General features: G+C 67.7%; 18 protein-coding genes. 5 read left to right on the forward strand and 13 right to left on the reverse strand.

Annotated elements, in window-relative coordinates; translation table 11 throughout:
- The first annotated feature begins 107 nt into the window (after window positions 1-107).
- Window positions 108-905, forward strand: coding sequence for an Ntn hydrolase family protein (locus NL114_RS19365; RefSeq protein ID WP_254822556.1), 798 nt, complete (start codon window positions 108-110; stop codon window positions 903-905).
- Window positions 902-1,660, forward strand: coding sequence for an archaeal proteasome endopeptidase complex subunit alpha (gene psmA, locus NL114_RS19370; protein WP_286671111.1), 759 nt, complete (start codon window positions 902-904; stop codon window positions 1,658-1,660). Before NL114_RS19365 ends, psmA begins: the two co-directional genes overlap by 4 nt.
- A 15-nt stretch (window positions 1,661-1,675) precedes the next feature.
- Here the strand turns inward: psmA and NL114_RS19375 are convergent, their stop codons facing one another.
- On the reverse strand, window positions 1,676-2,851 hold the full coding sequence (locus NL114_RS19375) for a DUF7351 domain-containing protein (protein ID WP_254822558.1): 1,176 nt from the start codon (window positions 2,849-2,851) through the stop codon (window positions 1,676-1,678).
- 131 nt (window positions 2,852-2,982) lie between these two features.
- Here NL114_RS19375 and moaA point away from each other — a divergent pair, with 131 nt between their 5' ends.
- The gene (gene moaA / locus NL114_RS19380) at window positions 2,983-3,978 is read left to right on the forward strand and encodes a GTP 3',8-cyclase MoaA (RefSeq protein WP_254822559.1); all 996 of its coding nucleotides are present in this window, start codon (window positions 2,983-2,985) and stop codon (window positions 3,976-3,978) included.
- Between the two features lie 3 nt (window positions 3,979-3,981).
- Here moaA and NL114_RS19385 read toward each other — a convergent pair whose 3' ends face one another.
- From NL114_RS19385 to NL114_RS19395, 3 genes are all read right to left on the reverse strand, one after another.
- Window positions 3,982-5,061, reverse strand: coding sequence for a hypothetical protein (locus NL114_RS19385; RefSeq protein ID WP_254822560.1), 1,080 nt, complete (start codon window positions 5,059-5,061; stop codon window positions 3,982-3,984).
- Window positions 5,058-5,594, reverse strand: a complete 537-nt coding sequence (locus NL114_RS19390; RefSeq protein WP_254822561.1) for a CAP domain-containing protein — start codon at window positions 5,592-5,594, stop codon at window positions 5,058-5,060. The genes NL114_RS19385 and NL114_RS19390 overlap by 4 nt, the downstream gene beginning before the upstream one ends.
- Before the next feature lie 166 nt (window positions 5,595-5,760).
- The gene (locus NL114_RS19395; RefSeq protein WP_254822562.1) at window positions 5,761-7,764 is read right to left on the reverse strand and encodes a PKD domain-containing protein; all 2,004 of its coding nucleotides are present in this window, start codon (window positions 7,762-7,764) and stop codon (window positions 5,761-5,763) included.
- Window positions 7,765-7,890: 126 nt separating this feature from the next.
- On the opposite strand from NL114_RS19395, the gene NL114_RS19400 reads away from it, so the two are divergent.
- The gene (locus tag NL114_RS19400; RefSeq protein ID WP_254822563.1) at window positions 7,891-9,438 is read left to right on the forward strand and encodes a sensor histidine kinase; all 1,548 of its coding nucleotides are present in this window, start codon (window positions 7,891-7,893) and stop codon (window positions 9,436-9,438) included.
- 31 nt (window positions 9,439-9,469) lie between these two features.
- Here the strand turns inward: NL114_RS19400 and NL114_RS19405 are convergent, their stop codons facing one another.
- From NL114_RS19405 to NL114_RS19440, 8 genes are all read right to left on the reverse strand, one after another.
- Window positions 9,470-10,081: a response regulator gene (locus NL114_RS19405; RefSeq protein WP_254822564.1), complete on the reverse strand. Its 612-nt coding sequence runs from the start codon at window positions 10,079-10,081 to the stop codon at window positions 9,470-9,472.
- A gap of 135 nt (window positions 10,082-10,216) precedes the next feature.
- Window positions 10,217-10,666, reverse strand: a complete 450-nt coding sequence (locus NL114_RS19410; RefSeq protein ID WP_254822565.1) for a DUF7960 family protein — start codon at window positions 10,664-10,666, stop codon at window positions 10,217-10,219.
- A gap of 90 nt (window positions 10,667-10,756) precedes the next feature.
- The gene (locus NL114_RS19415; RefSeq protein WP_254822566.1) at window positions 10,757-11,770 is read right to left on the reverse strand and encodes a PLP-dependent cysteine synthase family protein; all 1,014 of its coding nucleotides are present in this window, start codon (window positions 11,768-11,770) and stop codon (window positions 10,757-10,759) included.
- Between the two features lie 78 nt (window positions 11,771-11,848).
- On the reverse strand, window positions 11,849-13,129 hold the full coding sequence (locus NL114_RS19420) for a sensor histidine kinase (protein ID WP_254822567.1): 1,281 nt from the start codon (window positions 13,127-13,129) through the stop codon (window positions 11,849-11,851).
- Between the two features lie 78 nt (window positions 13,130-13,207).
- On the reverse strand, window positions 13,208-14,125 hold the full coding sequence (locus NL114_RS19425; RefSeq protein ID WP_254822568.1) for a 1,4-dihydroxy-2-naphthoyl-CoA synthase: 918 nt from the start codon (window positions 14,123-14,125) through the stop codon (window positions 13,208-13,210).
- Window positions 14,126-14,191: 66 nt separating this feature from the next.
- Window positions 14,192-14,527 carry a hypothetical protein gene (locus tag NL114_RS19430; RefSeq protein WP_254822569.1) on the reverse strand — a complete coding sequence of 112 codons (336 nt, stop codon included), beginning with the start codon at window positions 14,525-14,527 and terminating at the stop codon, window positions 14,192-14,194.
- Window positions 14,528-14,727: 200 nt separating this feature from the next.
- Complete coding sequence (locus NL114_RS19435) at window positions 14,728-15,021, reverse strand: DUF7521 family protein (protein WP_254822570.1); 294 nt, start codon at window positions 15,019-15,021, stop codon at window positions 14,728-14,730.
- Window positions 15,022-15,095: 74 nt separating this feature from the next.
- Window positions 15,096-15,452 carry a winged helix-turn-helix domain-containing protein gene (locus NL114_RS19440; RefSeq protein ID WP_254822571.1) on the reverse strand — a complete coding sequence of 119 codons (357 nt, stop codon included), beginning with the start codon at window positions 15,450-15,452 and terminating at the stop codon, window positions 15,096-15,098.
- Between the two features lie 131 nt (window positions 15,453-15,583).
- On the opposite strand from NL114_RS19440, the gene NL114_RS19445 reads away from it, so the two are divergent.
- On the forward strand, window positions 15,584-16,021 hold the full coding sequence (locus NL114_RS19445; RefSeq protein ID WP_254822572.1) for a universal stress protein: 438 nt from the start codon (window positions 15,584-15,586) through the stop codon (window positions 16,019-16,021).
- 17 nt (window positions 16,022-16,038) lie between these two features.
- Here NL114_RS19445 and NL114_RS19450 read toward each other — a convergent pair whose 3' ends face one another.
- Window positions 16,039-17,598 (reverse strand): Ig-like domain-containing protein, encoded by a 1,560-nt coding sequence (locus NL114_RS19450; protein ID WP_254822573.1) that lies wholly within the window; start codon window positions 17,596-17,598, stop codon window positions 16,039-16,041.
- Window positions 17,599-17,772 lie beyond the last annotated feature (174 nt).

The raw sequence follows: 17,772 nt of genomic DNA on the forward strand, positions 1-17,772 counted from the left end.
CCGGATGGGGGGATGTTCCGATACAAACCTGGAAGTTGCTGAGCAGACGCTCGCTAAAGGAAATTTTAGCGAGAACGTATCCCTTCCTCGGCCTTCACCTCAGGTGCATGAACCCCAACGACCGCCCGAGCCTCGACCTGGGTGGGTCGCTCGACCCGCTCGGCGTGGCGCCGGGCACGAACGCGGCCGGCAGCAGCGGTGGCGACATCCCCGCAGCCGGCGCTGGTGGCGACACTCCCGCAGCCGGCGGCGAGAACGCGGTGGAGTACAGTACCGGGACGACGACGGTCGGCCTCGTCGCGGACGATGGCGTGGTCCTCGCGACGGACCGCCGCGCGTCGCTGGGCGGCCGCTTCGTCTCCAACAAGAACGTCGTGAAGGTCGAGCAGGTCCACCCGACCGCGGCCGTCACCATCGCCGGCTCCGTCGGCGCGGCCCAGGCGTACCTGAAACAGCTCCGCGCCGAGGCCGACCTCTACGAGAACCGGCGCGGCCGCCGGATGAGCATGGAGGCCCTCTCCACGGTCGGGAGCGCCATCCTCCGCGGGCTTCCAGTGAGTCCGCTGCTCGGCGGCGTCGACCCGGCGCACGACGACGGGGACGGCGTCGAGCCACACCTGTATCAGCTCGACGGCGCGGGCGGCCGCATCGAGGAGTCGGCGTTCGCCGCGACCGGCAGCGGGATGACGGTCGCGACGGGTGCCCTCGAACGCGAGTACGACCCCGAGGGCGATGTCGAGTCGGCCGTTCCCACGGCCGTCGACGCCGTGCTGGCGGCCAGCGAGCGGGATACGGCCTCCGGGAACGGGGTCGTCGTCGCGCGCGTGACCGCCGACGGCGTGGAGACGGAGCTACGTGACGCGACCGGTGCTCTCATGAACGGGGCGGCCGGAGGTGTCCGATAATGCAGAACAGCCAACAGCAGGCGTACGACCGCGGTATCACCATCTTCTCGCCGGACGGCCGGCTCTATCAGGTGGAGTACGCCCGCGAGGCGGTGAAGCGCGGCACGGCGGCGGTCGGCATCCGAACGCCCGAGGGCGTCGTCCTCGCGGCGGACGGCCGGCTCCGCTCGGAGTTGCAGGTCGCCGAGAGCGTCGAGAAGATCCACAAGGCCGACGACCACCTCGGCGTCGCGACCGCGGGGCACGCAGCCGACGCGCGCCGCCTCGTCGACATGGCCCGCCGTCGCGCACAGGTCGAGAAGCTCCGCTACGGCGAGGCCGTCGACACGGAGACGCTCACGAAGGCCATCACGGACAACATCCAGGAGTTCACCCAGACCGGCGGCGCGCGCCCGTTCGGCTGTGCGCTCCTCATCGCCGGCGTCGACGACGGGGGCGAACCCCGCCTCTTCGAGACGGACCCGTCCGGCACGCCGTACGAGTGGAAGGCGGTCGCCGTCGGCGGCAACCAGCGCGAGGCACAGGACCGTCTCGAGGAGGGCTACGACGACCTGCAGACGGTCGACGACGGCCTCCGACTGGCGTTCGAGGCCCTCGCCGCCACGGCCGACGGCGACCTCACGCCCGAGGGGATGAGTGCCGCGACCATCGACGCCGAGACGGCCACCTTCGAGGCGCTGGAGCGCAGCGAGATCGGTGCCCACCTCGACGAGCACGGCTTGCTCGACGAGGGGAGCGAGAGCGACGAGGAGTAACGACCCGACGAGTCCTCACGCGGGCGCCGAATCCGGCTCGCCGACGGCGGGCTGGTCGGCCCCCGTGTCCGCGTCCGCGTCTTCTGTCTCGCTGCCCGCGCTCTCGACCGACTGGTCCGTCCCAGCCCCGGCGCCCGTGACGTCGGCGCCGGAGCGGCGGCCGTCGCCGTCATCGTCCGGCGTGACGCGGTCCGTGTAGACCACCGAGAGGTCGCGCCCGACGAAACAGGCGAGCTCACCATCCCCGACCTGCGCGGTCACGCGGACCGCGAGCGGGTCCGTCGAGACGACGCGCTCGCGCCACTCCGGCCCGACGTTCCACAGCGGTCGCTCCGAGAGATCGATACCGGCGGCGTGGAAAGCCGCGACGACGGCCGGCTCGTCCAGCACCGTCAGCGTCACCGGACAGCGGAGACGATAGCCACACGCCGTGCAGGTCATGCGCGCGTGGGCGACGAGCTCCCCGTCGTGGTCGTCGGAACGGTCGTGTGTGTCGTCACCGTCGGCGCCGGGACCGTCCCCGCGGTGGTCGTGCCGGGCCAGTTCGGCGGCTGTCTCGACGACTCCCCCACACTCCGGGCAGGTCCCGTCACGCATCGTCCCGATTCGCCCCCGGTAGTAGCTATCCACGGCGGCCGGGAGGGAACCGTCGTCGTGGGCCCGGTAGCCGGCTGGCGGGAACGGCAGCGCGAGGACCTCGCGCTCGCACGCCCCACAGGCGACCGTGAGGACCGTGTCGTCGCCGGCAGCCACCAGGTCCGCCTCGGCACAGAACGGACAGGGGGCCTCGAGGTCGACCGGGTCCCGGTCGGCGCTCTCGGTCAGCGTGCCGGCCGCGATGGCCCGGGCGACCCGGCGACCGGCGGCCGTCAGGCGGTAGCCCGCCTCATCGTCGGCGGTGTCGGCCTCCGTCGGCTCGATCTTCCGGAGATACGTCTCGGGGAGCTCTCTCAGGTGGTAGGCGAACCCGGCGGTGGTCTCCTCGTCGCTGGCCTCGAACAGTGTCGAGAACGAGCACGTCACCGGGCGCCCCGCATCGCGCTCGGCCTCGAACAGCGTCCGAACGATACCCATCCGCGTCTCGCCCCCGAGCGCGGCGAAGGCATCGCTCGGGGCCACGCCGGGGTCGGCGGCGGCCGACCGCTCCCCGACAGCACCGGTTCCGGCGTCGTCCGAAACGGCGTCACTCATTGCCACGGATTGGGTGGCGAGTCGGTTAAGCGGCGCGGCACCCGCAACCCCCACCGCGACGTGACTGAATCCGGTTACGTATTGTCGAATCGTGGCCACACGATTAAGCGTCGTCGGGCGAACGGTCGGGTATGCTGGTCGACGGGCACGGGCGCGAGCTGACGGGGGTCCGGGTATCACTGACGGACCGCTGTAACTTCGACTGCGTCTACTGCCACAACGAGGGCCTGGGAGATACGCGAGGACCGATGGAACCAGCCGACGGCGAGATGAGTACCGACGACGTGGTCCGGTTCCTGGAGGTCGCGGCCGAGTTCGACGTGGGGAAGGTGAAGTTCACGGGCGGCGAGCCGATGCTCCGCGAGGACCTCGAGGAGATCGTCCGGCGCGCACCCGACGGGATGGAGACCTCGCTCACCACGAACGGGACCTTCCTGCCCGGTCGTGCCGAGGCACTCCGCGAGGCCGGGCTCGACCGCGTCAACGTCTCGCAGGACGCACTCGACCCGACGGCCTTCCGCGAGGTCACCCAGAGCACCCAGTACGACGCGGTGCTGGAGGGCGTGCAGGCGGCCGTCGATGCCGGCCTCACGCCTGTCAAACTCAACATGGTCGTCTTCGAGCAGACCGCGGGCTACGTCCCCGAGATGGTCGACCACGTCGCCGAGAACGAGGGGCTCCAGCTCCAGCTCATCGAGTACATGCCCGAACTGGCCGGGCGCCCGGAGTGGGCGGTCGACATCGACCGCGTCCACGACTGGCTGGCGGAGCAGGCCGACCACATCGAACACCGCGAGATGCACGACCGCCGTCGCTACTGGGTCAGCCCCGACGGCACCGAAGCGACCGAGACGGGGATGGTGGAGATCGTCGACCCCGTCGGCAACGAGGAGTTCTGTGCCAGCTGCCACCGCGTCCGCGTCACGCATCAGGGCTTCCTGAAGGGCTGTCTCAACCGCAACGACGACCTCAAGCCGATGGGTGAGATGACGAAACCGGACATCCGCGAGGCACTCCGGGAGACGGTCGACGACCGCGTCCCCTACTACGGCGAGTACATGGTCCGCGATGACGACGGTGAGTGGGTCGTCAACGAGGAGTATCTCGACGACTACGTGAAGGCGTAGCGCTCAGAGTTCGATTCCACACTCTTCCTCGGTCGCCTCCAGCGCGTTCTTCGCCGCCCGGTACCGCTCGCGACCCGTCTCCGCCTGCCCCTCACGGTACGCTCGCGCTGCCGACTGGTAGCGCTCTCCGGCGGTTTGCAGTCCGTCACAGAGACAGCGGTCCTGCTCGAACACGTCCCGGAAGTGCCGAACGTCCCGCTCGAACGCGGTGGCGGTGAACCGACGCCCGTTCTCCGCCGCGGTCACGGCGTTGGTCGCGAACTCCTCGGCCTGTGCGTACTCGCCGCGCTCGATAGCCGGGGCCGTCGCACTCGTGAGCCCGTACGCCCGTAGCATCGAGCGCGTGCCCGCGAACGCCGGTTCGAACTCCCGACCGATGGACTGGAACACGCGCTGTCGCTTCCGGGCCGACCGGAGGTCGAACCCCTCGACACCGAGCGCGTCGGCTCGCGGCTCGACACGGTCCAGTATCTCCCCGGCAGTCCGCGTGCGCTCCTGTAGTGCCTGCATATCCGCGATAGCCGCCGACGCGCCGTCCAGTTCCAGCTCGCCCGGGAACGACCGGTTCGCCTGGTAGAACGACGAGAACCCGTCGACGATACGGTCGTGTTCGACGGCCCGCGTCTCGAGGTACTCACAGAGGAACAGCAACCCGTTCACGCTCCGTCCGCGGTCGCCTGCCGCCCGGTCGGAGACGAACTCGAGGCGCTCGCGTGCCTCCCGAACCGGCGGCCAGGGGTCCTTCGCCGCAGCGTACTCGGCGAACGCATCCTCCGTCACGAGCCCGACCCGCCCGTCCGCGACGACCGCAGCCGACTCGAGTCGAGCGATCGATGTCTCGATATCACCCCGGGCCGCCGCGAGCGCCTCCGCGACGGGATCTTGTGTCTCGGTCGGTTCGTCGGTCGGGGACTCGGTCGGTGACGCCGTGTCTTCGACAGTGGGCGTGGAGGTCGTGAAGGTAACCGTGGGGGTTCCGCTGTCGCGGGTCGGGGTGCTCTCCCGTTCGGATGCCCCACAGCCGCCGAGCAGGGTCGCACTACCCGCCAGTGCGGTCAGTAGCGAGCGCCGACTGCGCGTCACGGGCGCTCACCCCCGTAGTAGCAGTCCTCCGAGGGGGTTCCCGTGGCGGCGTCCTCGGCGTCGGCCGGGTCGTGCGTACAGAACAGGTTGGTGACGTAGATATCGTTGTCTCGGGTGATGTAGCAGCCCACACCGGCGACCTCGACCGGCTCGCTCCACATCGTTCGGCGATGTGGCTCAGAGCTTATCCACCAATCCACGGCAACATCCCCCAATTTGTCTGATTTCTTCCCGTATTTGGTGTAGAAATATGGGTGTTTGTAGATTATCTCTCCGCTTGAATGGGGGCAGCCATAACCGAAGGAATCGATTCGGTCTCCAGGTCCTCTGCCAGCCGGGTCAACATGGTCCAAAAATCCCGTTATAGCCATATTCCGGCTATGGAGTCTCGAGATGTAGGCCAGCACTTCGTCCCACTCAACGGGCTCAACGCCCTGTGACCGACGCGACTCGTTCACCCGCTCGAAGACGGCTCGCTCGAACGGTTCGATACGGTCGTACTCGTCGCTGGCGACGGCATCGAACTCGGGCATCGGACAGGGAGTAGGCTGTTCGGGAGTATCGTCACCGATACCGAAGCGCTCGGTGCAACCGCTGGCGAGCCCGGACGCCAAGCTTGCTCCGGATACACGGAGGAGTGTCCGCCGTTTCACACGATTTCACCCCATTGAGATACCATCTGCACGGACCGGTGTGGAATCATATGATGCCACCCCAGCTATCGCTGCCGTCGATGGTCGGTTCGTCGGACGAGTCGGACGAGTCCGAACCGATGCCGTCGGATTCGTCCGCGGAGGTGTCGATGATACCGTCGAGTGCAGGGACGGTGCCTCCACCGGAGGAGCCGGAATCATCGTCCGTGGCGGACCCCGAACTGTCGGCGGATGAGGATTCGGTCTCCCTGTCCCGGCCTTCAGTATCGCCGCCATCGCTGGCCGAATCGGACCCCGTATCGTCGCTCCCGAGTAGACTTCCGACACTCTCAGCCGCGTCTCCGACGGGGTCCATGATATCCGATACGGTATCGGCGACCCCGGGGTTGTTGTCGATTACTGTCTGCTCCGAGTTGGGGGACGACTCCTGCGAGGATGCCTCACTCGATTGGTCGGCACGAGACCCTTCGGACGACGAATCGCCGGTTGCAGCAGAGTCACTGTCGGTCCGATTCTCTCCAGTGAACCGGTCCGGGTTCCCGGTATTGTCTTTCCCGATACGGACGACAACCTTGACCCTGCCGTGCTCCGTCTCTACTCTGTCCTCGACACGTGCATTGCGCAGCCGTTCGTGTTCGTTGATTCGGGGGCCATTCGCCCCTGCAACGACTTCGTCGTCAGGAGTCGTACGGATGTTCTGACCCAATCGACTGGCGTTCTCGGCGGACATGTAGAAGACGAGCGTCTCCTCGTTCCCGGTCGCGTGCTCGGCGGCACCTTCGCCGACACGACCGAGGCCCGCCCCGATGTCCGCAAGTTTCTCCACCGGACCCGAGTTCGGTACGTTCCCCCGTGCCCGCATGACTGCGGAGATCCTGCTACCTTCCACCAGGTTGTCATCGGTAGCTCTGATGAGAAGTTTGTCTGTCTTTGCACCTTGTCCCGTAGGCTCTTCCATCTCAGGATCACACACCCGCTTCTCTCGAACCGTCACGGTATGCTGGGTGCGCGCCGTCTGGGCCTGCATGTCCTGTGCGGAGAACCCGACGACGTACTGTCCGGAATGCTGTGGGACGAACGTCGGGTCGCCGTGCCACGTCGTCTCGACGACCTCGTCGTGTTGCTCGGAGGCGATAGCGTACCCCTCGAGTTCGACCGGTTCGCCGACGCAGGTCGCGACGGGGCCCTCGATACGAACCTCCGGCGGAGCGTTGTCCGTGACGACGTGGACGACGACGGCATCCGAGGAGGTGTGTCCCTCGCCGTCGTCGACGGTGGCTGCGATGCGGACGGTCGACCCCGGTGGCTCGGTGAAGAGGTGGGTCGCCGAGTAGCCGGAGCCGAGACCCCCCGACCAGGAGATATCGGCGATACCCCCCGGACGGTCGCTGACGGTCGCGGTGTAGGTGTGGACGCTGCCTTGCCGGACGTAGAGCGGCCCGGAGACCTCGACCGTGGCTGGTGGGTCCTCTCCCTCCAGACAGCCGCGCTGGCCGCTCCGGGTCGTCTCCCCCGGGCAGGCATCCGTGCCCGGCGAGCTACCGCCAGTGGAGGCGGTCGTGCCGGCCGAGAGGGGCGCGTCCGGGGTAGCCGGGTCGAGGACCCCGTCGGAGTCGGGCTCGGCGGAGTCCGGGAGTCCCGGCGTCGTATCCGAAGCCTCCGACGGAGACGACGGGGACGTGGCAGCCGGATCCACATCGACGTACAGCGTGTCCGATGCCGTCTGCCCGTCGTCGTCGGTGACGGTGACGGTCACCTCGTATCGGCCGGTCTGTCGGGCGACGAACGATGTCCGAGGAGCGTCCGTGTCGCGAGGCTGGATCGTCCGGCCGTCCGGCGTCTCGATGGTCCACCGGTACGAGCGGATGGTTCCATCGGGGTCGCGGGAGCCGGCAGCGTCGAGCAGGACCGTCGCGTTCCGTTCGACCTGCTGGTCGAGACCAGCGTCGGCGAGCGGCGGTTCACCCCCCGTGGCGACACCACCCCCACCCAGCAGGAGGACCACGAGGAACGACAGGTACGCAACCTCCCGAAGGCGAATTGATTTCATCGAGTGTCTGGCCGATTTTACCTGCGTCCCCCGTTATAAAATTTCACACTCCAGAGCGGAATCTCAACGTCGGACAGTGACCACTAGGGTTTAGACGGCGCGGTCCAGAGTGGGACGTAACACGAGATGGGGACGGGGACCGTACTGCTTCCGGCGACCACCGCGATGGACGACGTGGCGGCGGCGCTGGACGCGTCGACAGCGCGCTACGAGGGCGTCCACGACGCGGTTGCCCGACTTCGGGCCAGGGATGTCGTCTGCGTCGTAGTCGATGCCGCAGCCGACAGCGTAGCGGTCAGCGGGGCGGTAGACGGAGCACTCCGGCGATTCCGCCGGGATTCGAGCGCGGCAGTGGTACTGGCCATCGACCCCGACAGCGGTGCCGTAGCGATGGGCGCCGATGTGGCAGCCGTCGTCGACCGGACCGCGCCAGCAACAACCGCACGGCGGCTCGAGGAGCTTCGCTCGGACGAACTGCTCGACCGGTCAGCACATCGGAGCTCCGGAGCGGAGACGCTCCTGCGAACGGCGATAGAGACCGTCCGGAGCGGCGAGCGGGACGCCATCGAGCCGCTCACGGACGATATCGTCAGGTCCGTCGGCGGAACCGACCCCTACCCGGTCGTCTGGGCCGGCCAGCACGATACCGAGCGGCGGGTGGTTCGACCGCTGGCCGCCGCAGGAACGCCGACGGACCACCTTCGAGCTGTTCCGGTCGGAGGCGGGGGCGGCACCGGAGGCGGCACTGGAGGTGGCACCGACGGCGAGGAGACGATTTCGGTGACGAGGGAAGCAGTGACTGCGGACGGCGGTGCAGCGGTGTTCACCGAGCCGCTCGATGGGAGCGACCGTTCGCCCGGCGGCGATGACGGAGCCCATCTGGTGGCGCTGCGGGTTCCCACCAGCCCGGTAGTGGTGTTCCATCTCGTCGCCGAGCGGCCCGGGGGCGTCCCGGCGGGGGAGCGGCGAGCGCTCACGGCGCTCGGGTCGGCAGTGGCGGCAGCCGTGGCGGATGGCGCGACCGGCGAGGGAAACGAGGACCGACTCCGGCTGCTGGCCGACGTACTGGCCCACGAGTTGAGCAACCAGCTCGGTGCCGCGAGCCTCCAGCTCGACCTCGCCCGGGAACACGGCGACGACGAGCACTTCGATCACGTCGCCCGGGCACTCGCCCGACTGGAGGGACTCACCGAAGAGACGCGGGCGCTGGCCCGACCCGAGCCCGACCTCGGATGGACCGACCTCGGGGCGGTGGTCGAATCGGCGTGGACGGCGATTTCGACGCCGAACGCGACGCTGGAGGTAGCGGACGCCACGTTGAACGTCGATACCCCGCTCGTTCGCCTGGCAGCCATCAACCTCCTGCGGAACGCAGTGGAACACGGGCGGGCGGACACCGGAACCGACGACGAGGACGACAGCTCCACGGACCTCCGGGTCGAGGTCGGCCCCGTCGGGGACGACGAGGGGTTCTACGTGGCCGACGACGGCACCGGCATCCCGGAGGCCGAGCGCGACCGGGTGCTGGAGTGGGGGTACTCGAGTGGCGACAGCACGGGCGTCGGACTCGGCCTGGTCCGTGTCGTGGCGGAGCGACACGGGTGGGACATCACTGTCGAAGAGAGCGCGGCAGGAGGTGCGCGCGTGGCGCTGGGACCCGAAGAATCGCCGTGAAGGAGAGGAGCTATCCGACGGTGGCGACTACTCAGTCACCGCCCGCGCACGGCTCTCGTCCCGTTCGCTCTCCGGTGACGATATCGTCGACGGCGACGGCGTAGCCCTCGGTCTCCCGGAGTTCCTCCAGCGTGTCGTCCAGACGGGACCGGAGCACCTGCCGTCGGTCCAGAAGCCGCTGGTAGGCCTCGTTCCCGTCGAGCTCCTGGGGGTCGTGGTCGGCCTCCAGCAGCGCGACACGGCGCGCAACGGAGTAGAACTCACGTAGCCCCGCGTCGTAGGCCTGCCGCGCGATGAGGTTCTCCACGACTTCGAACAGCGAGGCCTCGTCGACGGGTTTCCTGATGTAGTCGTCGAACCCCATCTCGGCGATGTCGAACGAGGGCTCGACCCCGGTGAGCATGGCGACCCGACAGCTGTATCCCTCCGAACGGAGGCGTTCCAGTACCTCGTCACCAGAGAGATCCGGCATCCGACGGTCGAGGAGGGCGACATCGACCGCCTCGTCCAGCCGCTCGAGTGCCTCACGCCCCCCGTAGGCCCGTCGAATCCGGTACTTTCTCTCTAGCCGTGACGCCTGGCCATCGACGATGGCGGGCTCGTCATCTGCGATCAGGACGGTCGGAGGGTCACCATCGGACATGGGCGGAAGGTTCCTGTGAGAACCACCTGCACGGCGACTGGATAGTTCTTCCGTCAGACAAATATATTATATCTTTCATGTAAATGAGAATGGCCGCTTCAGTCCGGGAACGTGGCCGGTATTATCAATGCGGCCTCAGGCGGTCGGCCAGTGGCCGAGTTCGCCGAGTGCCCACTGGACCACCCGGGCCTCGACGAGGTCCCGTTCGGAGTGGAGCGCATCCGGGTCGTCGTACTCGTCGACGACCCGCTCGGCATCGGCCAGCATCTCCCGCTCCAGCGGGGTCTGGTCCGGCTCGTCACGGACGTCGTTCAGCAGGGCCTCGAAGTCCTCCCTGAGGACGAAGTCCGCACGGGCAGCGTTACAGCGTGGCAGCGGCGTCATGCCGGCATCCAGCACCACGTCGCGGACCGTCTCCCAGTCGGAGTCACAGAAGTGCAACGAGACGTCCCCCTCGATGTCACGCCAGGCGATAGGACCCGAGTTGTCCAGCAGCTGGACCGCACGCGGCGGGATATCCATGCGGACCGCTGTCTCCTCGCGGCCACAGAGACAGCACGGCTGCTGGGTCTTCCCCGTGTACATACGAGAACCAAGGGGAGAGCGGCCCAAAGATGCCGCGCTCCCGGCGGGGACCACCCGTTCCGGAATCGACATGCTCCACCGGGACTCGGCTCAGTCCCCGTGGTCGAACAGGCCCGTCGAGACGTAGCGCTCGCCCGAGTCCCAGAAGACCGTCACGACGAGCGGGCAGTCGTCCGGGATGCTCCGGCCGGCGTCGTCGCCGATGGTCGTCGGCTGATCGTCCAGCAGGTGCGTCTCGTTGTCCGGTTCGGGACAGTCGCCGCCGGCCGCCGGGTCCATGTCGACGAGGCCCCGGGCGACACGCTTCGCGGCGAGGTTCGACGCCGCGGACGACTGGCCGACGAGGATGCCCTCCTCGCGGGCGAGTCGTCGGACCTCGGCCTCCGCGCTGTCGATATCGACCGTCTCGACGTAGTCCAGCAGGTCCGTATCCAGGTTCGGGCTCACGAAGCCGGGGCCCATCCCCTGGAAGTCGTCGTCGCTCGGTTCGCCGCCCGTCAGGACCGCGTTCTCGGCCGGTTCGACGCCGACGATATCCATCTCAGGGAACTCCTCCCGGAGCCGCCGGCCGATACCGGTGATGGTACCCCCGGTACCGATGCCGGCGACCAGCGCGTCAATCTCGGCGTCGCCGACCTGCTCCAGTATCTCCGGACCGGTCGTCCGGTAGTGCGCCTCGGGGTTGGCGGGGTTCTCGAACTGGCGCAGCTGGACCGCCCCCTCCTCCTCCTCGATCTCGTCGGCACGCTCTTTCGCCGCGGAGATGTCGCCGTCGACGAGTTCGAGATCCGCGCCGTAGGCCTGCATGATGTTGCGTCGCTCGGGCGACTTCGAGCCGGGCATCACGAGCGTCGCGTCGTACCCCTTCGCGGCCGCGACCAGCGCGATGCCGATGCCCGTGTTCCCGGAGGTCGGCTCGACGACACGGTCGCCGGGTTCCAGTTCCCCGTCGCGCTCTGCGGCCTCGACCATCGCCACGGCCGGGCGGTCCTTCGCGCTCCCGCCGGGGTTCTTCGATTCCACCTTGGCGGCGATGACGCTCCCGGGTGGCGACCGGACCTGTACCAGCGGTGAGCCGAGCGTGTCGAGGATCCCGCGCTTCATGATGATGCGCCGGTTCGGGACCGGGAGGTTTGAACCCGACGGAGGCCGCTGCGGGGGGCGGTGGCCCGTGCCGGGCCGTCACTCGGCACGCTGGAACTCGAAGACGAACGCCGCGCCACCCAGGTCGGCGTCCTCGATCCGGACATCGCCGCCGTACTGCTCCATCATCCGGTCGACGAAGAAGAGGCCGAAGCCGCCATCACCGCTGGACTCGCCGCGGTGGAACACCTCCGACTTCCGGTCGTCGTCGATACCCGGCCCGTCGTCGGCGATGCAGACCGTCACCGTCCCCTCGTCCCCGGTGACGGTTATCTCGACGGTCGGGTCGGCCCCGCGGTGGTGGACGACGGCGTTGGTGAGGACGTTCCCGAGCACGTCCGGGAGAACCTGATTGGCGAGGACGAACGGCCCGTCCCCGTCGTCGAGGCCGTCGACCCGGAGGTCCACGTCGAACGAGCTCCGGACGGTCGTCGCCTGTTCCTCGATGGCGGCTCCGAGGTCGGTGGCCTGCAGGTCCGGGTCCTCGTCGGTGATGGTCTCGATGACCGCACCCGTCCGCTCGACCTCGTGCTCGATCTCCTCGGCCTGTGCGACGATGGTGTCGAGGAACTCCCCGGCACGGTCGTCGATGTCGGTGGCCGTGGCGCTCTCGAGGTCGTCACCGAGGAACTCCGCCCGCGACTCGATGACCATGATACTGTTCTTGATGTCGTGACGGAGCACGCGGTTGATGAGCCGGAGGTCGTCTCTGGTGTTGCGGGCCTCCTCGAGCAGGCGCTCGGTCTCGGCCTGGGCCTCCTCGAGCTGTTTCCGGTTCTCCTCGGCGTCGGCACGGGCACGCTCGGCGCGGTCCTGTGCCTGCCTGGCCTCGGCCCGCGCGAACTCCGCGACGCGAGCATCCCGGCGCGCTCGTGCGTAGAGGCCGCCAACGAGGCTCCCCGCGATTCCACCACCACCGGTGGACGTGAGCAGGACGAACGGCGCCTCCGAAACGGGTCGTCCCTCGGCAACCCGGATGAGCATGGTCAGGATGATGATGCCGGCGAAGACGGCGCCTCCGCCGAGCGTGCTCTGGGCGACCAGCCAGCGTTCGTCCTGGTCGAGCCCGGACCGGGCCAGCCTGGTGCCGGCGTACAGCAACCCGACCGACAGCAAGAGCCCGAGGACGGCCGCAGCTATCGGCGGCAGGTCGGCGGAGAGCGTCCGTTGCTCGCGCAGGAAGTTCCACGCTGTCACGGTCAGTACCCCGAGCCCGAAGGCGATGACCGTCAGCGACGGGGACCGCGCCTGAGCCGACCCGATGGGCCCCTCCGGGTCGACATCGTCGGGCGACGTGTTCGTCTCGACGCTGGCTCCCATTCGGTCGAAGCCACTCTCTGACACCACTTCAGACCTGCGGCCGCCGACACGACGGGTACACGGCCGCCTGACGGTGGTTCAGTAGTGCCAGGGGAACCCGGAGAAGTCGGGGTCTCGGCCCTCGTTGAACGCGTCCCGGCCCTCGGCGGCCTCCTCGGTCATGTACCCCAGCCGTGTCGCTTCGCCCGCGAACACCTGCTGGCCGACGAGTCCGTCCGTGTCCATGTTGAAGGCGTACTTCAGCATCCGCATCGCCATCGGCGATTTGCTGGTCATCTCGGCGGCCCACTCCAGCGCCACCTCCTCCAGTTCATCGTGCGGGACGGCGGCGTTGGCCATGCCCATGTCGACGGCCTCCTCCGCGGAGTAGGTCCTCCCGAGGAAGAACACCTCCCGGGCACGCTTGTGCCCGACCTGGTTGGCGAGGTAGGCGCTCCCGAAGCCGGCGTCGAAGCTCGCCACGTCGGGGTCCGTCTGGAGGAACTTCGCGTGCTCCTCGGAGGCGAGCGTCATGTCACAGACGACGTGCAGCGAGTGGCCGCCGCCGACGGCCCACCCGGGCACCACGCAGAGGACGGGTTTCGGGATGTGCCGGATGAGCCGCTGGACCTCGAGGATGTGGAGGCGCGGGGCCTGCTGCTGGCTCTCGGCCGGTGCGCCCCCGGCGTCCGGGTCCTCACCGGCGGTGTACTCGTACCCCGCATCGCCGCGGATGGCCTGGTCACCGCCCGAGCAGAACGACCGGCCGCCGTCCTTCGGGGAGGGGCCGTTCCCGGTGAGGATGACACAGCCGATGTCGGTCTGTCGCTTCGCGTGGTCGAGCGCCGTGTACAGTTCGTCGACGGTCTCCGGACGGAACGCGTTGCGCTTCGCGGGGCGGTCGAAGGCGATGCGGACCGCGGGCACGTCCGTGCCGCGGTGGTAGGTCAGGTCGCGGAAGTCGAAGCCCGCGACGGGCTCCCATCGGTCGGGGTCGAACGTCTCGGAGACTGGCATACAGTGTCTCGGGCCGGGACGGACCAAAAGCACCCGGACGGCGGCGATTCGGGCCGGGGTCGGGAGTCACCAGGTGGGCCGGCGGTCCATCAGCGACGGGCCGGTGAGCCAGACGGCCAGCAGGAACAGGCCGCCAGCGAGGACGCCGAGCGCCGAGCGTCCCGTGAGCGCCGTCTGGAGCGCGACGGCCAGTTCGACGGCCACCACCGCCGGCACCGCACGCACCGGTACGGTCCCGACGAACCCGTTTGGCCCGTGCGCTCGCTCCCCGACGACCACGAGCGACCCGACCAGCACCGCCACCAGCGGCCGCGCGGCCACCAGCCAGTAACAGGACGTGAGCCCACCGACCGCGAGCCCCGCCGCCCAGCGGTCGTCCGTCCCGGTCGCGGTGCCACCCATCGGTCCCGGATCCGGCCCAACCGAGCAAAACCGTACCGCCGAAGGCCTCCGGCGGTTTATCAGCACCAGCCGGTGCGGACTCCAGATGTCACGGAGTGGAGACGCAACTATGTGCGAGAGGTGCAATCTGGAAGGCTTTCCGAGATATTACGAGCATATACCCGGACCATATCAGAAATTCCTCGGCCTGGAAGATTAGCTCACCGATACAGGGAGAGATAGATCATCGCGAATCCGATGATGAAGGGGATCGTCTCGGAGATCTGGATCAGGACCAGCTCCGTCCCAGCGGCCGCCCCGGAGGTTCCGATCTGTGTCGAGAGGTTCGTGACCGCGACGCCCATGCTGATGAATGCGAAGCCGATGAAGGCGTACTGGAGCCGCTGCGACTGGCGGCGCTGGTAGGACTGGAAGCTGATGACGGTCAATCCGAGTGAGAGGCCGAACAGGATCAGCCGCATCAGCACCAGCACCGCATTCAAGACATTGACCATCCTTGCGGGGTAGGCGGCGCAATACCTCAAAAAACCCCCGTTCGGTTACTCGTCGTGAGAGAGCCGGTGGGGGGTCACTCCGACTCCGAGCCGAGCTCGTCCCAGAGCTGGCCGAACCGGTCGGGGAGGTTCTCCTTCCGGTAGATTCGGACCTTGTACTCCTCGTCCTCCAGCGTGATGACGGTGGAGTCGAAGTTGCACTCGTAGATGTTGTAGTGGTTCCCGTCCTCCGCGACCGCAGTGCGCTCGGTGATGAGGTCGTGCTCCTGGAGGAGCTCCAGTCGCCGGTAGATGGTCGGAAGCGAGAGGTCGCACTCCTCTGCGAGCTCCTTCGCAGACCGAGGGTTACGACTGATGGCCGCGAGGACCGTCCTAGCGTGCTCGTCGCCGATGGTGTTCAGTATCTCCTCGATACTGCGGTTCTCGTCCACGAGCACCCGTCGGGTGGCGCCGGACAAAGGCTTTTCTCCCACGGCCAGCACGGTGCCGCCCGACGGCAGCCGTTTCCCGACCGCCGGCAGCGAGAGTCGGTTTCAAGTACGCCCCCGGCCTGCCGTCCGGTATGTACGACGCCATCCTGTTCGCGACCGACGGGAGCGAGGCCGCCGCGACCGCCCTCGACCACGCCATCACCACCGCCGACGCGCACGGCGCGACGCTCCACGTGCTCTCCGTGGCCGACGAACGCCTCGCGCTCGCGGCCGACGACACCGAGGCGACCCGCGAGGACCTCCGCGAGCGCGCCCAGGAGGCCGTGGACGAGGCGGCGAACGCGGCAAGCGGTTCCGGCGTCCACGTCGAGACGAGCGTCACCGACGGCGTCCCCTTCCGCGAGATACTGGCGTACGCCGAGTCCGAGGGCGTGGGACTGGTCGTCGTGGGCACGCACGGACGCGAGGGGCGCGAGAAGCGGGTGAACATGGGCTCGACGGCGGAGCGGGTGGTGAATCAGGCGGACCGGCCGGTGCTGGTGGTGCGGGAGACGGAGGAATCGGGGTAGTAGGTTCGGGGGCGGGTCTACGACTGGCCGTCCGGGACCACGAAGTACCGGGAGATGGACCCGTCCTCGAACTCGATGGAGTAGATGAAGAAGTCGCCTTCATCGACATCGAACGGGTTACCGTCCTCGTCCCAGAACTCCATGCGGTAGGTCTTCTCCTCGCCCGGCTGGTAATCGATCTTGAACCCGGTGGCGAAACTGTTGATGTAGTCGCCCCCGACGAACACCTGCGTCCCGTTGATGACGGCGTAGTCGGGGTGCTTCTTGTTGCTCGCGGACTGGGAGTTGTCGACGAACGAGTTGATACGGACGGCCTCGATGCTCACCTGGTCCCCCTTGTTCTCGAACGTCACGTACGCGACGCCGATGTTGTTCTTGTTCCCGACCTTCTCCTGGGTCAGGGTGGCGGACTTGAGCTCGAAGGCCTCACTGGCGGCCGGGTTGATCTCCGAGTCGCCCCCACCGTCACCACCGCCGCCGCCGATGACTGCGATATCCTCGAAGATGATGATCTCGTTGTCGTCGGGGTTGGCCCCGGGGTAGCCGAAGTCGGCCGTCGCGGAAATCGTGGCGGTGGTGCCGCCGGTCGGCTTGAACACGACCTTCGCGAGCCCGTTCTCGTCGCTCGTCACGACGTGGGTCCCGCCGACGTTGGTTCCCTGGCTGTCGATGAAGTACCCCTGTCCGTCGTCGAGGTTGTAGGTCACGTCGACACCGGGCTTGACCGTGTTGAACTGGTCGCGGACCTCGACCGAGATGGTGTTCCCGCCGAGTTCGACGAACCGCGGTGCCACCGCGCCGTTCGCGAGATAGATCGGCTGTTCGTCGGTGTAGCCGCTCCCGACGCCGATCTTCGCCAGCCGCATGTCGTAGATGACGTCCTCGTCGAGAACGATGGTCAGCTCGCCACCCGAGAGGGTCCAGCTATCGATGTTGTTCGGTTCGTCATCGAGGAGTTCGGACCAGGCCTTCTGGGTCATTCCCGTCTGTAACGTGAGGATGATATTGTCGCCCGTAACGTCCGGGTTATCGCGTACGCTGACACTCTGCATAGGAGCACTCAGCGGTTCCGATTCCAGAGCCAGCGCCGAGGCGCTGGCCGTTGAGAGGGACCCGTTCACCGCGATGAGGGTGATTCGGTTCCCGTCGATGACCTCGGCAGTCCCCATTAGCGTCGTCTCACCGTTCGGGTGCCTGTTGTAGGCGACGCCGTGCTCGTAGGCAGTCTCGGGCGCACTGTCGTAGACGTTGTAGTTCGGGCGGAAGACGACGACACTCGAGTCGTACTCCCGGAGGCTACCTGTCCAGAACTGTGCGATCTCAGAATCGACCGCCCGGGCGTTCTCGATGCTGAAGCCCGAGACCTCGGTCGTGACGCTTCCAGCTGCCTCGGGCGGGTTCCGGAGCAGGAACCGGTTCGGGTAACGGGTGCCCGCCTCGACGTTCACGGACCGAGCGGACCCCTGCGTCGCGGTCACGTCGGCCGCCTGCTGGAACTCGAGGAAGTCGTTCTGCACTCGCTGGTTGTGATCGAACTCCACCTCCTCGTTCGCGGCCGGGACTCCGCTGAGCTGCACGATCGCAAGCACTGCAAGGACGAGGCCGAAGATCAGCATCGAACCGAGGACTTCGGATACACCTCGCAAGTCACTCTGATCGACATCGAATGTCGAGAATCGAAGATTCATGAGATACTATCGCCTTCTGTATTAATAGCACTTGCTATCCAAATGAATACCAGAATCGGCGAG

Origin of the sequence: Haloglomus halophilum (assembly GCF_024298885.1) — an archaeon.
Lineage (GTDB): Archaea > Halobacteriota > Halobacteria > Halobacteriales > Haloarculaceae > Haloglomus > Haloglomus halophilum.